Here is a 16,897-nt window from a genome sequence, read left to right as displayed (position 1 = left end):
TGTGAGGAATATCTATTGTTTGTACATGTCTTGTTCGCATATCTCTTGTTCATATATCACTAGTTCGTACACTGCACTCCTGTAACGGACCACAGCAACGCTAGTTGTCACTAGAACACTCGATTTGAGTTGTAACGGACTCCATAGGCGTTATTTGGTCGAAAATCGGTCTTCATGCGAGAAAACCCATCACATAAGCGCATCTGAGTCCGCTAGAATCCTAGCGAATTGATTACTCGCGAATAGCGTCCTCTCAGTCCGTTAGAGCGGAGGCGGGTGGGGTAGACGCGCGTCTCTTGTCGGGGACAGATAGAGGTGGGTGGAGTGTGCCTCTGTGGGGGACAGATATCGCGTTTGCCGCCAGCCAGTTCCGACGATACTGTTTGTGTCAGTAGTAGGAAGGGGCGAGGGCGTGGATGACGAAGAAACGGGCGTGGTATGTTGATCAGCCGATTGAGCCCTTTGAGCCGGTGACGGCAGATCGTCTGCCGGATGGCGGGGACTGGCTGTATCAGATCAAATGGGACGGTGTGCGGATGCTCGTCTATGCTGATGGAGACCGTTGCGAGCTGTTCAATCGTCATGGGAATCGGCGGACCGATCTATACCCGGAGCTGCTGGATTGGCGTTCGTATTGCAAAGCTCAATCGGTGCTGTTGGATGGTGAAATTATTGCGCTCGGCCCGGATGGGAAACCATCGTTTCACGAGGTCATGCGAAGGGATGGCATACGGCGGCTGGATCGCGTGCAGCAGGCTTCGCGCGACGTGGCGATCACCTACATGGTGTTCGATCTGCTCTTCTGCGACGGGCAATGGTGGATGGAGAAGCCGCTGGCAGAACGCCAACACAAGCTGAACGAACTCATTGCCCAGAGCGGTTTAGTACAGGTGGTACCGTCCTACTCCGACGGCGCTTTATTGCTGGAGGTGACGAAGACGCAGAAGCTGGAAGGCATTGTCGCCAAAAAAGCCGACAGCATCTATTCGCTCGGCTGCAAAGATAACCGTTGGCTCAAAATCAAACACTGGGGTGACGCTATCGCCGTCATCGGCGGCTACACGACCAACGGCGGCATCGTTAACGCGCTCGTTGCGGGCGTGTATGACGATGCGGGCAAGCTGCATTTTATCGGCAAAGTCGGCACCGGGCGATTGAAGCGGTCCGAATGGGCGGCGCTTGCCGATGTGTTCGCGCCGATCCGCCGTGATACCTGCCCTTTCGCTCAACGTCACCGTGACATGGCTGGCGCCGTCTGGGTCGAGCCGCTGCTCAGCATGCGGCTCTCTTACGCCGAATGGCGCTGGCAAGAAGGCCGCCAGCTCCGCCAGCCCATGATCGAAGCGCTGCTCCCTGCCCCCCTGACCGAGCTGCCAAGATTTCCGCATCCTGAATGATCTGAGCCGGAAATTGCCATATGGCACCCGCTATGGTGACCCTTGCTTCCAATGCATCCTATTTCATTAATGGCCCAATCATCGCTGTCAACGGCGATCGCAACATGCTGCGCGGTTCAAAAAACATAACAAGGGCGTCCCGGCGGGACGCCCTTGTGCCTCATTGTGCCGCCTTCTTCGGCGCCCGCGGCTTGCGCGGCTTCGGCGCTGGCGTATCCGGCGCCGCGCTGCCGATGCCAGCATCGCTGGCGATCGGCCCCGCCGCGGTCACGTCCGCGGCGCCTGCCGCTTTGCGGCTGCGCTTCGCGGCGGGCTTCGCAGCGGCCGCGCCGGCATCGCCTGCGCCGCTGGCCGTGATGATCGGCCCAGCGGCAACTGCTGGCGGAGCCTCCGCGGCTGGTGTCGAGCGCGCAGCCTCGAGGCTGGCTTGCAGCGCAGCCATCAAGTCGAGGACGTTCGTCTGCTCCGCCTGCGGCGCGATGCGGACGTCCTCGCCAGCGATTTTGTGCTGGATGAGCTCCATGAGCTGGGCGCGGTAATCGTCCGTATACTTGTCCGGTTCGAATGGCGTCGACAGCTGCTCGATGAGCATTTTGGCCATCATCAGCTCTTTATCATTAACGGGCTTCGTCTGTACGTCGCTCAAGCCAGGCACTTGCTGCACCGAGCGAATCTCGTCTGGGTAGTAGATCGTCTCCATTGCGAGGCAGTCGCCCATGACGCGAATTGCGGCGAGCGAGCTCTTTTGCCGAATCGAGACCTTCGCAATGCCGATCTTGCCCGTATCCCGCATCGACTCCATCAGCAGATGATAGGCGTTGCCGCCCGCTTGGTCCGGCGCCAGAAAGTACGTCTTCTGGAAATAGATCGGATCAATATCCGACAGCGCCACAAAATCCAGAATAGCAATCGTCTTCGACCGTTCGCCGCCGATCGATTCCAGATCGTCTTTGTCGAGCAGCACGAAGCGGCCCTTCTCAAATTCATAGCCTTTCACAATGTCGTCCATGGCGACTTCTTTCTCACAGGCGGGGCATGTCTTCACGTACGAGATGGGACTCCCGCATTCCTTATGAATCATTCGCAGCGATATGTCCTTATCCTCGGTGGCGGAAAACATTTTGACAGGAACATGTACAAGTCCGAAGCTGATTGCGCCCTTCCACACCGTATGCATGGCTAGCACCTCCATTGCGCTCATCGCGTTTTCTTATTACCATCGTTCCCGCAATGCATGAGATTCAACCGCTCAGGGCATATTTTTCAAGAAGGCTGGTGCCTCAAAGCAACGACAAACACATTCAATTACTTATCTCCCAAGGAGGTTGTCAGAGCAACCATGGCAATGGACCGCATTCCGAACACGGGCGAGCTAGAAGGACGGGACGTAGACACCGATGCTTGGCACGACGGACGAAGCAGCTACGAGATGGATATCGACCGGATGGTGAATGAAGGACTTGGCGGGGGTCAGGTGACGACGCATAACGGCCTGATTGATGCTTCCACGACCGATTACATGGAGACGCTTGAGCGTCCGATTGTAGGGGAGGATAACTAAGTGGATATTAGACGCGCTAAGCAAATCTACGAATCATCCAGTACGATCGGCGTTCAGCTGGAAGGCGAGCCGGTGTGGATTGAGTCCGTCGACGAGGCGAATGGCATGGCAACGGTACAAGTTGGAGGAACGCCACAGAACACGCATACAGTGTCAGTGGATCGACTCGTGGAGGATAAGGGTTAACTGCATATTCTTATGTGGTAAAATGAAACAGCGCCATCGTCGATGCCTTTGCGGCACCACGTACGGCGCTGTTCTGCTTTCCTATTCTTAATGACTTGCGTTTGCGGCTTCCGGGTCCATTCATTGCGTCCGGCTCCTGTCAGGATGGACTTCGCTTTCTCTTTCGCAGAGCGATTCGCTCCGAATTTCTTCTTCGCACTCATCGATTGCATTCCTCCAATAGGCAGGTTATAAAATGCAGCTTCAAGCACACGTTCACGCTTGCTGCTTCCACTCTATCAGCATATGCGACAGAAGGATCCGATGCAAGCTGTCCTTTTTCCCCTCAGTATGATGATTCTACCGTTTGGCTCTTGGCTAAATATGGGTAATATTATATGCTTTTATCATCCAAACCTTAAGGAGGGGAACATGAGGATGTACGATATCGTTATCATTGGAGCAGGTCCAGCAGGCGCAAGTGCAGCATTGCTCACAGCGAAAGCAGGCAAGTCTACGCTTGTGGTCGACAGCGATCAGAGCATTACGAAACGCGCTTGGATTGAGAACCATTACGGCGTCGAAGCGATCAGCGGTCCAGATCTCATCGCTGTTGGCGTGAAGCAGGCGAAGAAATTTGGTGCCGAGTTCGTTCAAGGCAAAGCGGTCCAAGTCGTTTCCGGCGAAGGTTCAGTATCCGTTCGCACGGAAGATGGCGCGTCCTATGAGGCGAAGCACATCATCCTCGCAACGGGCACAGGTCTGACAGAAGCGCTGGCGGAAGCGAGCGGCATTGCGGTGAAGCCAGGCACAGAGCCGCGTGTGAAGACGATCCTGGATGCCGATGCAGCAGGCCGGACAAGCGTTGCAGGCGTATGGGCAGCAGGTGCAGCGGCAGGCGTCAGCGTACATACGATCGTTACGGCTGGCGATGGTGCGAAGGTTGCGATTAACGTCATAAGCGAGATTAACGGTGAGCGTTACGTCGATCACGACGTGCTCAAGAGCTAAACGAAGCATTTCGAAGAAATAGCCAGATCGAGTTTACCATTTAGGGGCTGCATCTGCGGGTTATCAGCGTCATGCTGATGCCTCGCAGAGCAGCTTTTTTCGTGCGAGCATTAAGGATTCGTTTCACAAGCGACAGATAAAACGATATAACATCTGATAAACGAAGGTCTAATATCAAAAACTCACGAAATCGATATTTTTTGAACGAAAATGAAGATTTTTGGTTCAATTTGACCGAATTTTCATGTATACTATAGTTAGAATTGTTAGACAACAAGAAAGGAAGGGGTTCAATGGCAAACATCCAACACAGTAGATTGACCAAGGTCGAAATTGCCCGCAGAATTGTTTTTATAACGATCGGGGCAATGTTAATGGCCGTCGGGCTTGAAATATTTCTAGTTCCGAACAACATTATCGATGGCGGTATCACAGGTATCTCCATCATCTTCGGGCACTTATCCGGTGTACCGCTTGGTGTATTCCTGTTCTTCCTCAACCTCCCGTTCTTATTTATTGGTTACAAGCAGATTGGCAAGACGTTCGCAATTTCCACTCTATACGGTGTCGTCGTCATGTCGCTCGGCACATTCCTGCTCCACCCCGTGCAAGCTTTCACTGATGACACTTTCCTCGCAGCCATTTTTGGCGGTCTTATTCTAGGCGTAGGCGTTGGTATCGTAATCCGCTCAGGCGGTTCTCTTGATGGCACAGAAATTGTAGCTATTCTCGTTAACAAGAAAATTCCGTTCTCCGTCGGCGAGATCGTTATGTTCCTTAACTTCTTCATTCTTGGCAGCGCAGGCTTCGTCTTCGGATGGGACCGTGCGATGTACTCCCTTGTTGCATATTACTTGGCTTACAAAATGATCGATATTACGATCGAGGGCTTCGACGAGTCGAAATCGATCTGGATCATTAGCGATAAGTCGGAAATGATTGGCGATGCGATCATGAGCCGTCTAGGCCGTGGCGTTACGTATTTGCATGGCGAAGGCGCCTTCTCTGGCGGCAGTAAGAAAGTCATCTTCTGCGTCATTACACGACTAGAAGAGGCGAAGCTTAAGTCGATCGTTCAGGAGGTCGACGAGTCTGCCTTCCTTGCCGTCGGCAACATTCACGATGTGAAGGGCGGACGCTTCAAGAAGAAGGACATTCACTAGTCGTGTACAAGTTAGCAGCCGTATTCGTTGGGCGTAGGCCTTGCGAATGCGGCTTTTTTGCATATGGGTGTGGCTGGGAGATATTGATACCATCTGTTGCGGCACTCGTCGACGACCTATATAATAAGGTCAACGCAAGAACGCTAGGTGAAAGGGCTATGCCGTCTTAAGGTCGGCGCAGCGCGTTTCATACCGGAGAAATATGGGGACGAAAGCAGCATGGAGGCGGAGTAATTGGACGAGTTTGCAAGCATCGGTCATTGGACCGCTGGTCGCCAGTCTGCGCAGTGGCAGAAGGAACGGGGCGTTGTGCTAGGCATCGGTGACGATGCTGCCGTTGTCGAGCTGCCAGATGTACCGCAGCAGCAGTGGCAGTGGGTGCTGGCGGTCGATACGATGGTTGAGACCATCCACTTTAACGATAAAACGATGTCGGCTTCGGATATTGGCTACAAGGCACTTGCCGCTAACGTGAGTGACGTTGCAGCGATGGGCGGGCTGCCGATGCATGCGCTCGTATCGGTCAGCGTTCCGTCAACCTGGGGGCCGGATCGGATGCGTGCGTTGTACGATGGACTATATGAATGTGCGGATCGGCATGGTGTGGCTGTCATTGGTGGAGATACGACTTCGTCGCCGCAGCATCTAGTCGTCGCTGTCACAGTCGTTGGCAGAGTCGAGACGGGGAAAGCGCTGCAGCGATCAGGCGCGAAGCCGGGCGACGTGATTTTCGTAACAGGGCCGATTGGGCAGTCCGCTGCAGGACTGCACGGACTGCTGGATGGACAAGTCGATCGTATTCCGGAGCCGCTCGTGCGGGCACATCGGCGACCAGCACCATCGGTGTTAGCTGGACGGCTGCTGCAGCAGCGCGGAACATGCACCTCGCTCAATGATGTGAGCGATGGCGCGGCGAGTGAAGCGTGGGAGATTGCAGAGGCCTCCGGCGTCTGCTTGACGCTCCGTGATCGGCAGCTGCCAAGAAGCGGCGCGCTAATGAGCTACGCGGCAGATGCAGGGCAGGATGCGCTCGAATGGATGCTGTATGGCGGCGAGGATTACGTACTTATTGGTACGATTGAAGCAGGCGACGCCGAAGGCGCCAAGGCTGCGCTTGAGGCAGAGGGCATTCCGATGTTCATCATCGGAGAGGTCGAGGAAGGCGGGCCCGACGTACAGCTTGTAACGAGCGGTAGTGGAAGCGCGATAGGATCCGAGCGGAGAAGACAGCTGCAGAAGCGCGGTTATAACCATTTTGACTGAGGATCACATTAGAGGGACAGCGTTTAATTACGTGTTGAACAACCTCTTTAAGGGAACGGTGAAGGAATGAATACGCGATTAGTAGAAGTAGCGGCCTGGGAGGGCCACGCGGAGACGGAGACGATTCAGCTCGCAGAGCGTCTGGCGAAATGGGCAGAGCCGGGCACGGTACTCGCGCTTGATGGCGACCTTGGAGCAGGCAAAACTCGCTTCTCCCAAGCGTTCGCAGCAGCATTAGGCGTTCCGGGCATCGTGAATAGTCCGACGTTTACGATTATTAAAGAATATGAAGGGCAGAAGCTGCCTTTTTACCATATGGATGTGTATCGCCTGTCAATTGAAGAAGCGGATGATTTGGGTCTCGACGACTACTTTTTCGGTGAAGGGGTTACGATTGTCGAATGGGCGAGCCTGATTGAAGAACTGCTGCCGCCGGATCGGCTTCATGTTCAGTTGGTACATCTCGGCGGACAGAGCCGTCGTTATGAGCTGATGGGCATTGGCGGACGTTATGCTGAGCTCGTAAAAGGGCTGGCGTATGAGCAGCGTGGCCAACGTGAGGAGGGACAAGCATGATCGGGATGAAGGAAGCGCTCGGCAAGGCGAAGCCGATCGTAGCAGCGCTAGATACCTCAACGGCCGCAATGGCAATGGCGATCGTCCGCGGCGACGAGGTGCTTGGCGAGGTGCAGTCGATGGCTGAGCGCAATCATTCGGTTGAGGTCGTATCCAAGCTGAAGGGGCTCATGGCAGCGTGCGGCGTTACGGCGGAAACACTTGAAGGCATCGCGGTTGGACGTGGTCCAGGCTCCTATACGGGAATGCGGATCGGCGTTACGGTAGCCAAGACGCTTGCTTGGGCTTGGAACAAGCCGATTGTAGGTGTGTCGAGCCTTGAGGCGCTCGCCTATGGCAGTGTGCCTGCGGAGGCTGATGGCAGTGAGCATTGGTATGTGCCGCTGATGGATGCACGGCGTGGACAAGTGTATACAGCTGCTTTTGCCGCTGGCGGGGAAATAAATAACACATGGGTGCGCTTTGCCCCGGATGCCATTCGACTGATGGCGGACTGGGTTGACGAGCTGGCGGATCGCGCTAGTGCGTATTCGGAGTTCCATGAAGAAGAGGGCTCGCTGACGATCATCGTATGCGGTGACTTAGAGAAGCACGGAGAAGAGGCGGCGCGTTTGCAGCAGCTCTGCGAAGAGAGTGGCGTTCGCGTTCTGCTGTCGCCTTCGCTGATGGCGGGCCGCAGCAGTGCGCTGCTTGGTGCTGCGCGTCTGGCTCGTGGCGAGCAGGACGACGTTCACAGCTTTGTGCCGAACTATACGCAGCTGACCGAGGCAGAGGTTAAGCTGCGTGAGAAGCAAGCAGCGGAGCGTGATGGACGATGACTAGTCGTACACAGCAGCCAGCTGTAACGTTTCGAGCGATGCGTATTACCGATGTGCCGGACATCATCGCGATCGAACGGGAAGCTTTTACAACGCCATGGACGGCGGAAGCGTTCATCAACGAGCTGACGCATAACCATTTTGCCAAGTATATCGTGATGGAGGATCATACGGGCATTATCGGTTACGGCGGCATGTGGACGATTATTGATGAAGCGCATGTAACGAATATTGCGGTGCGGCACGATCGGCGGGGGATGGGACTTGGCGAGAAGATGCTGCAGCGGCAAATGGAGAACGCGACCGAATACGGCATGCAGCGGATGACGCTTGAGGTTCGTGTATCGAACGATCGGGCGCAGCGTCTGTATGAACGGCTCGGCTTCGAGCCTGCCGGTATTCGGCCGGGTTATTATTCGGACAATAATGAGGATGCACTCATCATGTGGGTTGAGCTTCATGCGTCTGAGACGGAGGAGCAGGCATGGTGACAGAACAGAATTTGAATACGGCGCAGACGGGGAACGAAAGCCTGCTGCTTGCGATAGAAACAAGCTGCGACGAGACTTCGGTTGCAGTCGTGCGAGATGGCAAACATATTCTCTCGAACGTGATTTCGAGCCAGATCGAGACGCATCGGAAGTTCGGCGGCGTCGTACCGGAGATCGCTTCTCGCAAGCATGTCGAGACGATTACAGTGATGATGGAGGAAGCGCTGGAGCAGGCAGGCGTAGCGCCTAGCGAGCTGTCGGCTGTAGCTGTAACACAGGGACCAGGTCTTGTTGGCGCTCTGCTTGTTGGCGGCGTAGCTGCGAAGACGTATGCGATGGCGCTCGATATTCCATTAATCGGGACGCATCACATTGCAGGGCATATCTATGCCAATGCGCTTGTGCATGACATCGTCTACCCATGCGTTGCGCTCGTCGTGTCCGGCGGCCATACGGAGCTGGTTGTGCTGGAGCGGGAAGGCTCATTCCGTATCGTGGGACGTACGCGCGATGATGCAGTTGGCGAAGCGTATGACAAAGTTGCGCGTGCGCTCAATTTCCCGTATCCGGGCGGACCTCACATCGATCGTCTTGCGATTGAAGCGGAGGAAGTCATCGAGCTTCCCCGTGCGTGGCTGGAGCCGGACTCGTACGATTTCAGTCTGAGCGGATTGAAATCGGCAGTGCTCGCTGCCATCAACCAATCGCGAATGAAAGACGAGACGCTGAACACGGCAGCGTTAGCGCGCGGCTTCCAAGAGTCCGTCATCGACGTGCTCGTTGGCAAGTCGATGCGGGCAATCAAGGAGTTCGGCGCGAGCCAGCTGCTGCTGTGCGGCGGCGTTGCAGCCAACCGCGGCCTGCGTGCTGCACTGGCCGCAAGCTGCGAAGCGGCAGGCGTGCCGCTGCTCGTGCCGCCGTTCGCGCTATGCACGGACAACGGCGCTATGATCGGCGCAGCAGCGCACCTGAAATGGAAGAGCGGCGAGTTTACCTCGCTCGAAATGAAAGCTGATCCACTCCTCTCGCTCGAAGAGTGGTCTGTGAAGCCGGTCGAATGAATTTCCCCCCTAAATCCTCCCTGCAAGGGAGGACCCTAGGGGACTCCTGTCCCCTGGACCCCGGAAGGGGATGGTGGGGTACTGGGAGCGTTGCAGGTACGGCGTGCTTGGGGTCGCGAGCCCCTCTGGGGCATAGCTTTTGTTCGAGCGCATAGTTTGTGTTTGTTGCTGTAAGGAATCTCAGAGACGTTATTTGTTATTGAGAGCTACGATTTGAGTTGTAAGGAACTCAACGAGCGCTATTGATCTGATTTTTGCTGTTCGTCCCTCGAAAAGCATCAAATAAGTGCTCTGGAGTCCCTTAGAATGCAGCGGTGTTAAATAATCTCGAATAGCGTCATTTCAGTTCATTAGAGCAGAGATGGACCAGTCGCATACCTTAGTGGGATGCGGCTTTTTATGTTTATCCACCTACATCCTTTTTGTCAGGAGCCCCAATGGCTCTCACGCCCTCTGGACTCCAAAATGGGAGGGGGGAGGTGTTGGAGAGGGTTGCATATCATGCATGTATGGAGTCGCGCGCCCCTCTAGGGTACAGCTTAGTTTGGATATTCACGACTCTACTCCTGTTTATACTGCTTGTATTTTGAATAGGTATTGAGCATCTTCCATGTTTAAAATGTTACAATATACCATAACATTTATTATTGATAAATTTTCATGTATTATCTATAACATTTCGACTTTCCTCTTTGTTATTCTGTTAATAATTTTGTTTTGAAAGTGTTATTTTGAGGGTTCTACATGAAATAGTTTCAGTCTTTCTAACTCATTTCTAATCTATTAATCCCTTCATTTACCTATGAATTTCGTTTGCACTTTTCAGATAACTTCGCGCTTGTCGAGGACCGATCCGTCAATTTGTTGTTTGACAGGCGATTGTTGCTGTGCATATAATGACTCCAACAGATCACACGAATACGTTCCAAACGCGAAGAACAGGAGCAGTAGAGATTACCGGGGATGGTGGCACGGTCGTAAGACGTGCTTGCCGCTAGAGAGCTGCGGGTCGGTGCAACGCAGTCGAAGGGGATTTCGAAACTCGCCTGGGAGCGGAGTGGCGGAACCGATGCATGATGGCGACGGTCATCAGGTACGGACGTACGTCATTACGGTTTACCCCCGTGAGAGGGTGCGCTGCCGTCATGATCCGGATATGACGAGCGCTTAAGGTGGGCATTCACGCTAGCATATGCGTAAGTGTCAACAAGAGTGGTACCGCGCGGGCACACAGCCTGTCGTCTCTTGCATAACTGCAAGGGGCGGCAGGCTTTTCTTGTTGTCATCTACAAAGTGAACGTGAACGTTCCAGCGAAGTTGGGCGTATCCAGCAATGTGAATCTGATTGTTACTTAGAACAACCAAAACAATGAATTGACCATACATGTGAACGCGATGAACAGGAGTAGTACAACCGATTCGGGGTACAGAGAGCTGCGGGGTGGTGCGACGCAGTCGAACGAAGGTTGGAAACTCGCCTGCGAGCGGAGTGGTGGAACAGCGAACGTCCGAGAACGTGAGCTAGCGTACATCATTACGGCCGATCCAGCCGTTACCCCGGATGCTGAGCGCATAGGGCCCGCAAGGGCATCAAGCGCTTGGCGCCAAGAGGACCATCGCATCCCGGAGAGGAGCGAGGTCAACGAGAGTGGTACCGCGGCAGCGGCTTCTAAGCAAGCCTGTCGTCTCTTATTCGCAAAGGTTAACAACCGGAGCGGGAGACGATGGGCTTGCTTTTTTTCTTTCCCAAAAACCTTTAGGAGGCCAACCCTATGACAACCTTTAACGTAAACGCGAACGATAGCATGAAACGGATTCAAATCTTCGACACGACACTGCGTGACGGCGAGCAGTCGCCAGGCGCTTCAATCGACTCCAGCCGCAAAATCGTCATCGCCCGCCAGCTGGCGAAGCTGGGCATCGACGTTATTGAACCGGGCTTTGCCATCTCGAGCCCCGGCGACTTCGCGGCAATCCAGCAAATTTCACGCGAGCTGCATAACGTCGAGATCGCTGGCTTTGCCCGCTGCGTGCAAGCGGACATCGAAGCAGCGGTGAAAGCGACGCAGGACGCGACACGCCGCAGACTGCATCTGTTCATCTCGTCGTCGGACATTCATCTGAACTTCCAGATTCGAAAGTCTCGTGAGCAAGTGATTCAAATCGCTCGCGATATGATTAGCTACGGCAAGCAGTTCGTCGATGAGATCGAATTCTCTGCGATGGACTCGACCCGTTCGGGCATCGAGTTCGTAACGGAGCTGGTTGAAGCAGCGATTGGAGCTGGCGCCACAATCATCAACCTGCCGGACACGATGGGCTATGCGATTCCTAGCGAGGTCGAAGAGCTGTTCCGGACCGTAAGACGAGAAGCGCGAGGTGCTGACCGCGTCCGCTTCAGCGCTCACTGCCACAACGATCTGGGCATGGCGGTTGCGAACAGCCTGGCTGCCATTCGCGGCGGGGCAACGCAGATCGAAGTAACGGTTAACGGGATCGGCGAACGTGCCGGCAACTGCTCGCTGGAAGAGCTGGTTATGGCGATCGAGACGCGTAAGGATGCGATGCAGGCAGAGACGGGCATCGTACAGTCGGAAATTTTCGAAACGTCGCGTCTGGTCAGCCGGACGATGCGCTTCCCAATCGCATTCAACAAGCCGATCGTTGGACGCAACGCCTTCCAGCATGAATCGGGCATCCATCAAGACGGTCTGCTGAAGAACCGGAACACGTACGAAATTATGGACCCGGAAGCGATGGGTATCCCGCGCAATATGATTATTCTGGGTAAATCGTCTGGCCGCCACGCCATCAAGCATCGTCTGTCGGAGTACGGCATTATCGTCAACGACGAGCAAATGCAGACGGTCTACGAGAAATTCATCGTTGCTGCTGACAAACACAAAATCGTATCCGACGTGGAGTTGATCCGCCTGGCGGGCGAAGCAACGGACACCCAACCAGACCCTTATGTATTGACGGACCTGCAAGTCGTATCCGGTACGCAGCGCTCACGCGTCGCGTCGGTCACGGTGAAAGAAGCAAACGGCAAGGAGCGCTCCTACTCCGCGGTGGGCGAAGGGCCAGTCGAAGCGGTGATCCGCTGCATTCAGCAAGCCATTCCAGCGGCAGCAGAGTTCGAGGATCTGGAGCTGCATTCGCTGTCCTCAGGCGAGAGCGCGTACGGTGAAGCGGTCGTTACGATTTTGTATGAAGGACGTCGGTACCGCGGCACTTCGATTCACAAGGACATCATTCTTGCTTCGGCGCAGGCGTACGTAGCAGCATGTAACCAAGCGATTCTGAGCAGCGGCAGCAGCAGTCAAACAGAGGCTGTACAGGATGAAGAGTCGGCTGTATAATACGTACCAATATTTGTAATAAAAGGAGGCTGGCGGGATGATTAATAGCAGCATAGTCGATTACTACAATCAGTTCGATGAATGGGGAAGGCTTGATCGCGAGCCAATCGAATTTCTCGTGAATTGGCATTACATGCGCAGCAGCTTACCCGCCCAAGGCCATATTCTCGATATTGGTGCAGGCCCAGGCAAGTATTCTATGGCACTGGCGCAGCACGGTTATGAGGTTACGCTGGCTGATCTGACGCCCCGGCTAGTCGATATCGCGAGGGACAAAGCGGAGGAACTTGGCTTAACTGAGCAGTTTCGCGGGTTCCATGTAGCAGATGCAACCAACTTAAATTGCTATGAGGATCAGATTTTCGATGCCGCGCTCATGCTCGGCCCGTTATACCATCTGCAAGAGGAAGCCGATCGAAGCCGTGCAGCACGCGAACTGCATCGCATCACGAAGACTGGGGGGCTCGTTTTCGTCGCCTTTATGACACGGACGCGGCATCTCATGACCTCGTTGTCCGATCCACAGCAGTGGAAGCCGAATCATGAGCCGGAAGGTATTGCAGCCTTTGCTCAGACGGGGAAATTCAATCACACGGACGCGGGACGTTTCACCGGTGCCTACTATTATAATATCGATGAGATTGAGCCGTTCATGGAGGCGCACGGATTCCGAACGATTCAGTTGATCGGATCGTCGAGCATCGCTGGTGGCATGCGGGGAGAACGATTAGACTACTGGCAATCGTTCGGCGAGGAACGATTCCGCGAGATCATGGACCTGGTCTATCGGGAAGCGGCTAACCGCAGCAATCTGGGCGCATCGTCGCATCTGCTGTATATTGGGCGAGCGCAGTAGCGGAAAGCGAGCCATACAATATTTCCGAAACACCTTTCGATAACACTTTCGAACAAAGCTGCAGAGACGGTCTGACCGGCGCATATTGCCGGTCGGAGCGTCTTTTTTTATTTTATCCACAGCCTGTGTGTAATGTGTGTAAATTTTCCAATTCCGCATCTGAACGCATTTCCTTGCAAATTGATACTGTTATGTAAAAGTGGACAACTTTTTCACAGGTCCATTGTGGACAATGTGGATAACGTGGATAATGAGCAGGTCTATCGTCCTAAGGTCACGGCGAAGTAGGCAATGCCCTGCTATAACAGGCGATAATTCGACGAATCTTTCGACAGAATTGTACAACAACTTGTTCACGGGTGTGGATAAACCTGTGGATGAGGTGAATATCCGAATAAATGGCAGATGCATAACCATTTCGATGCAGAGAAATACTGGATGAGGAGCGTAATACAGAGCTGCCGCATTTCGAAAGCAGTGCGGTACATTTTCGAGAAGCGATCCATTGTACAACAAGAAGCTCGAATGAAGGAGGCGGCAACGATGACGAATAACGATCATAACAACGGACTTGGTGCAGGCAGCTCGGACGACCAGCGCTTCAGCGAAGGAGAATCGGAGCTGACGCTGACGAACCGACAGGGTCATCCGGTTACGGACAATCAGAACCTTCGAACCGTCGGACGTAGGGGACCTACAACCCTTGAAAACTACGATTTCCTTGAGAAAATATCACACTTTGACCGGGAGCGTATTCCCGAACGCGTCGTGCATGCGCGCGGAGCGGGCGCACACGGCTATTTCGAAGCCTATGGCAAGGTAGGCAATGAGCCAGTCGCCAAGTATACGCGGGCGAAGCTGTTCCAAGAAGCTGGCAAGCGGACGCCGGTATTCGTACGGTTCTCCTCGGTTATTCACGGTGGTCATTCGCCAGAGACGCTGCGGGATCCGCGCGGTTTTGCGATCAAATTTTATACAGAAGACGGCAACTGGGACCTGGTCGGCAACAACCTGAAGATCTTCTTCATTCGCGATGCGATCAAATTCCCGGACATGGTGCATGCGTTCAAGCCCGATCCGGTAACGAACATTCAGAGCAATGAGCGTTTCTTCGACTTCGTGTCCAACTCGCCTGAAGCGACGCATATGGTCACGTTCCTGTTCTCGCCATGGGGCATTCCGGCTAACTATCGTCAAATGCAAGGCTCAGGTGTGCATGCTTATAAGTGGGTCAATGCGGATGGTCAAGCGATACTCGTAAAATATCATTGGGAGCCGTTGCAAGGGGTTAAGAACTTGACGGCTGGCGAAGCGGAGAAGATTCAAGGGACGAACTTCAACCATGCGACGCAGGACTTATATGAAGCGATCGAGCGCGGCGACTATCCGGAGTGGGAGCTGTCCGTGCAGCTGATGACCGACAATGAGCATCCAGAGCTTGATTACGATCCGCTGGACCCGACGAAGCTGTGGGACCCAGAGCAATTCCCGTTTTTGAAAGTTGGCAAAATGGTGCTGGATAGGAATCCGATCAACTATTTTGCAGAGGTGGAGCAGGTGGCGTTTGGCACTGGCGTTCTGGTCGATGGCCTTGATTTCTCGGACGACAAGCTGCTGCAGGGCCGGACCTTCTCATACTCCGATACACAGCGTCATCGGGTTGGAACGAACTACCTGCAGCTTCCGATCAATGCGCCGAAGAAGCATGTGGCGACCAATCAGCGTGACGGTCAGATGACGTATGAGGTGGATCTTGCACCGGGTCAGAACCCGCACGTCAACTACGAGCCGTCTTCGCTCGGCGGACTGCAAGAGGCTCCGCAGCGCGGCAAGGAGCATGAACCGCTATATAACGATCGACTCGTGCGGCAGCAAATTGACCGGACGAACGATTTTGCCCAAGCAGGAGCTACATATCGCAGCCTTGATGAAGTCGAGCGTGCGGATCTCATCGCCAATCTGGGCGGAGCGCTCGCAGAGTGCAAGGACGTGATTCGCAATCGGATGGTCGAGCACTTCACGAAGGCGGACCCGGAATACGGTGCGAATGTAGCGAAGGCGATCGAGGAAGCGCTCGCGAAGCGGGCGAGCATGCACAGCGGCATTACGTCGCAGAACGGCGATGCGATGGAAGCTGCGGCCGAGCTTGGTCATCCGAGCGATGGTTATTAATAGGAACCGACAAACAGTCGAGCAGATTTGCTCGACTGTTTGTCTTTTGCTGAACCGCCTTTAATCAACCAGAGTGCGCTGAACGTGCGAGATAGAGGCGATAAACCACCTCTATCTAATGGATGTGTGCTAAGCGAGCAGCATAGGAGCGAAAAACCGCCTCTAACCAACTGTCGTGCGCCGATCGGGCGAGATAGAGGTGAAAGATCACCTCTAACTAACCAATATGCGCCGATCGGGCGAGATAGAGGCGAAAAACCACCTCTATCTAATGGATGTGTGCTAAGCGAGCAGCATAGGAGCGAAAAAACGCCTCTAACCAACTGTCGTGCGCCGATCGGGCGAGATAGAGGCGAAAAACCACCTCTATCTAATGGATGTGTGCTGAGCGAGCAGCATAGGAGCGAAAAAACGCCTCTAACCAACTGTCGTGCGCCGATCGGGCGAGATAGAGGTGAAAAACCACCTCTATCTAATGGATGTGTGCTAAGCGAGCAGCATAAGAGCGAAAAACCGCCTCTAACCAACCGTCGTGCGCCGATCGGGCGAGATAGAGGCGAAAAACCACCTCTATCTAATGGATGTGTGCTAAGCAAGCAACATAGGAGCGAAAAACCGCCTCTAACCAACTGTCGTGCGCCGATCGGGCGAGATAGAGGCGAAAAACCACCTCTATCTAATGGATGTGTGCTAAGCAAGCAACATAGGAGCGAAAAACCGCCTCTAACCAACTGTCGTGCGCCGATCGGGCGAGATAGAGGCGAAAAACCACCTCTATCTAATGGATGTGTGCTAAGCGAGCAGCATAGGAGCGAAAAATCGCCTCTAACCAACTGTCGTGCGCCGATCGGGCGAGATAGAGGTGAAAAACCACCTCTATCTAATGGATGTGTGCTAAGCGAGCAGTGGAGTGCTACGATAAAAATGCAGTCGAAAAACACCCTCGTATGAAATAAAATGAAAGCTGACGAGGGGACGGGAGACAATGAAACGGTACGACA

At 54.1% G+C, this 16,897-nt stretch carries 15 protein-coding genes and 1 other annotated feature; of the genes, 13 read left to right on the top strand and 2 right to left on the bottom strand.

Annotated elements, in window-relative coordinates; all coding sequences use genetic code 11:
• Positions 1–416: 416 nt before the first annotated feature.
• The gene (locus tag DFQ01_RS26620) at positions 417–1,397 is read left to right on the top strand and encodes an ATP-dependent DNA ligase (protein ID WP_110046976.1); all 981 of its coding nucleotides are present in this window, start codon (positions 417–419) and stop codon (positions 1,395–1,397) included.
• A 160-nt stretch (positions 1,398–1,557) separates the two neighbouring features.
• Here the strand turns inward: DFQ01_RS26620 and ku are convergent, their stop codons facing one another.
• Entirely contained in the window at positions 1,558–2,574 is a 1,017-nt protein-coding gene (gene ku / locus DFQ01_RS26615; protein WP_110046975.1) for a non-homologous end joining protein Ku, read from the bottom strand.
• 162 nt (positions 2,575–2,736) lie between these two features.
• Between ku and DFQ01_RS26610 the strand changes: the two genes are divergently transcribed.
• Positions 2,737–2,958 carry a hypothetical protein gene (locus tag DFQ01_RS26610; RefSeq protein WP_425452448.1) on the top strand — a complete coding sequence of 74 codons (222 nt, stop codon included), beginning with the start codon at positions 2,737–2,739 and terminating at the stop codon, positions 2,956–2,958.
• A complete protein-coding gene (locus DFQ01_RS26605; protein WP_110046974.1) occupies positions 2,959–3,144 on the top strand; it encodes an H-type small acid-soluble spore protein in 186 nt (61 codons plus the stop codon). It begins immediately after the preceding gene.
• On the opposite strand, the gene DFQ01_RS26600 is transcribed toward DFQ01_RS26605, so the two are convergent.
• Positions 3,141–3,347, bottom strand: coding sequence for a hypothetical protein (locus DFQ01_RS26600; RefSeq protein ID WP_245946899.1), 207 nt, complete (start codon positions 3,345–3,347; stop codon positions 3,141–3,143). The genes DFQ01_RS26605 and DFQ01_RS26600 overlap by 4 nt on opposite strands.
• Before the next feature lie 214 nt (positions 3,348–3,561).
• Between DFQ01_RS26600 and DFQ01_RS26595 the strand changes: the two genes are divergently transcribed.
• The 10 genes from DFQ01_RS26595 to DFQ01_RS26550 all read left to right on the top strand — a co-directional run bounded on the left by DFQ01_RS26595 (position 3,562) and on the right by DFQ01_RS26550 (position 15,896).
• On the top strand, positions 3,562–4,134 hold the full coding sequence (locus DFQ01_RS26595) for an FAD-dependent oxidoreductase (RefSeq protein WP_110046972.1): 573 nt from the start codon (positions 3,562–3,564) through the stop codon (positions 4,132–4,134).
• A 293-nt stretch (positions 4,135–4,427) separates the two neighbouring features.
• Positions 4,428–5,297 (top strand): YitT family protein, encoded by an 870-nt coding sequence (locus DFQ01_RS26590; RefSeq protein ID WP_110046971.1) that lies wholly within the window; start codon positions 4,428–4,430, stop codon positions 5,295–5,297.
• A 234-nt stretch (positions 5,298–5,531) separates the two neighbouring features.
• On the top strand, positions 5,532–6,560 hold the full coding sequence (gene thiL, locus DFQ01_RS26585; protein WP_110046970.1) for a thiamine-phosphate kinase: 1,029 nt from the start codon (positions 5,532–5,534) through the stop codon (positions 6,558–6,560).
• A gap of 66 nt (positions 6,561–6,626) precedes the next feature.
• Positions 6,627–7,136 carry a tRNA (adenosine(37)-N6)-threonylcarbamoyltransferase complex ATPase subunit type 1 TsaE gene (gene tsaE / locus DFQ01_RS26580; protein WP_110046969.1) on the top strand — a complete coding sequence of 170 codons (510 nt, stop codon included), beginning with the start codon at positions 6,627–6,629 and terminating at the stop codon, positions 7,134–7,136.
• Positions 7,133–7,954, top strand: a complete 822-nt coding sequence (tsaB, locus tag DFQ01_RS26575; RefSeq protein WP_245946898.1) for a tRNA (adenosine(37)-N6)-threonylcarbamoyltransferase complex dimerization subunit type 1 TsaB — start codon at positions 7,133–7,135, stop codon at positions 7,952–7,954. Before tsaE ends, tsaB begins: the two co-directional genes overlap by 4 nt.
• The gene (gene rimI / locus DFQ01_RS26570) at positions 7,951–8,445 is read left to right on the top strand and encodes a ribosomal protein S18-alanine N-acetyltransferase (protein ID WP_110046968.1); all 495 of its coding nucleotides are present in this window, start codon (positions 7,951–7,953) and stop codon (positions 8,443–8,445) included. Before tsaB ends, rimI begins: the two co-directional genes overlap by 4 nt.
• Entirely contained in the window at positions 8,439–9,506 is a 1,068-nt protein-coding gene (gene tsaD / locus DFQ01_RS26565) for a tRNA (adenosine(37)-N6)-threonylcarbamoyltransferase complex transferase subunit TsaD (protein WP_110046967.1), read from the top strand. Before rimI ends, tsaD begins: the two co-directional genes overlap by 7 nt.
• 1,386 nt (positions 9,507–10,892) lie before the next feature.
• Positions 10,893–11,199 (top strand) — a binding site (T-box leader).
• A 112-nt stretch (positions 11,200–11,311) separates the two neighbouring features.
• On the top strand, positions 11,312–12,868 hold the full coding sequence (locus tag DFQ01_RS26560; RefSeq protein WP_110047022.1) for a 2-isopropylmalate synthase: 1,557 nt from the start codon (positions 11,312–11,314) through the stop codon (positions 12,866–12,868).
• A 37-nt stretch (positions 12,869–12,905) separates the two neighbouring features.
• Positions 12,906–13,724: a class I SAM-dependent methyltransferase gene (locus DFQ01_RS26555; protein WP_110046966.1), complete on the top strand. Its 819-nt coding sequence runs from the start codon at positions 12,906–12,908 to the stop codon at positions 13,722–13,724.
• A 543-nt stretch (positions 13,725–14,267) separates the two neighbouring features.
• Positions 14,268–15,896 carry a catalase gene (locus DFQ01_RS26550; RefSeq protein ID WP_110047021.1) on the top strand — a complete coding sequence of 543 codons (1,629 nt, stop codon included), beginning with the start codon at positions 14,268–14,270 and terminating at the stop codon, positions 15,894–15,896.
• Positions 15,897–16,897: the final 1,001 nt, after the last annotated feature.

The sequence above is a fragment of the Paenibacillus cellulosilyticus genome, assembly GCF_003182255.1.
GTDB lineage: Bacteria > Bacillota > Bacilli > Paenibacillales > Paenibacillaceae > Paenibacillus_T > Paenibacillus_T cellulosilyticus.
The sequence above is the reverse complement of the archived record's forward strand: the minus strand, read 5'-3'. Positions and strand labels throughout refer to the sequence as shown.

Coding starts and splice junctions, on each gene's coding strand:
- DFQ01_RS26610 (WP_425452448.1), top strand. CDS start 2,737: ATGGCAATGGACCGCATTCCGAACACGGGCGAGCTAGAAGGACGGGAC.
- tsaB (WP_245946898.1), top strand. CDS start 7,133: ATGATCGGGATGAAGGAAGCGCTCGGCAAGGCGAAGCCGATCGTAGCA.
- DFQ01_RS26555 (WP_110046966.1), top strand. CDS start 12,906: ATGATTAATAGCAGCATAGTCGATTACTACAATCAGTTCGATGAATGG.
- ku (WP_110046975.1), bottom strand. CDS start 2,574: ATGCATACGGTGTGGAAGGGCGCAATCAGCTTCGGACTTGTACATGTT.
- DFQ01_RS26595 (WP_110046972.1), top strand. CDS start 3,562: ATGTACGATATCGTTATCATTGGAGCAGGTCCAGCAGGCGCAAGTGCA.
- DFQ01_RS26590 (WP_110046971.1), top strand. CDS start 4,428: ATGGCAAACATCCAACACAGTAGATTGACCAAGGTCGAAATTGCCCGC.
- tsaE (WP_110046969.1), top strand. CDS start 6,627: ATGAATACGCGATTAGTAGAAGTAGCGGCCTGGGAGGGCCACGCGGAG.
- rimI (WP_110046968.1), top strand. CDS start 7,951: ATGACTAGTCGTACACAGCAGCCAGCTGTAACGTTTCGAGCGATGCGT.
- DFQ01_RS26550 (WP_110047021.1), top strand. CDS start 14,268: ATGACGAATAACGATCATAACAACGGACTTGGTGCAGGCAGCTCGGAC.
- DFQ01_RS26560 (WP_110047022.1), top strand. CDS start 11,312: ATGAAACGGATTCAAATCTTCGACACGACACTGCGTGACGGCGAGCAG.
- DFQ01_RS26600 (WP_245946899.1), bottom strand. CDS start 3,347: ATGAGTGCGAAGAAGAAATTCGGAGCGAATCGCTCTGCGAAAGAGAAA.
- tsaD (WP_110046967.1), top strand. CDS start 8,439: ATGGTGACAGAACAGAATTTGAATACGGCGCAGACGGGGAACGAAAGC.
- DFQ01_RS26620 (WP_110046976.1), top strand. CDS start 417: ATGACGAAGAAACGGGCGTGGTATGTTGATCAGCCGATTGAGCCCTTT.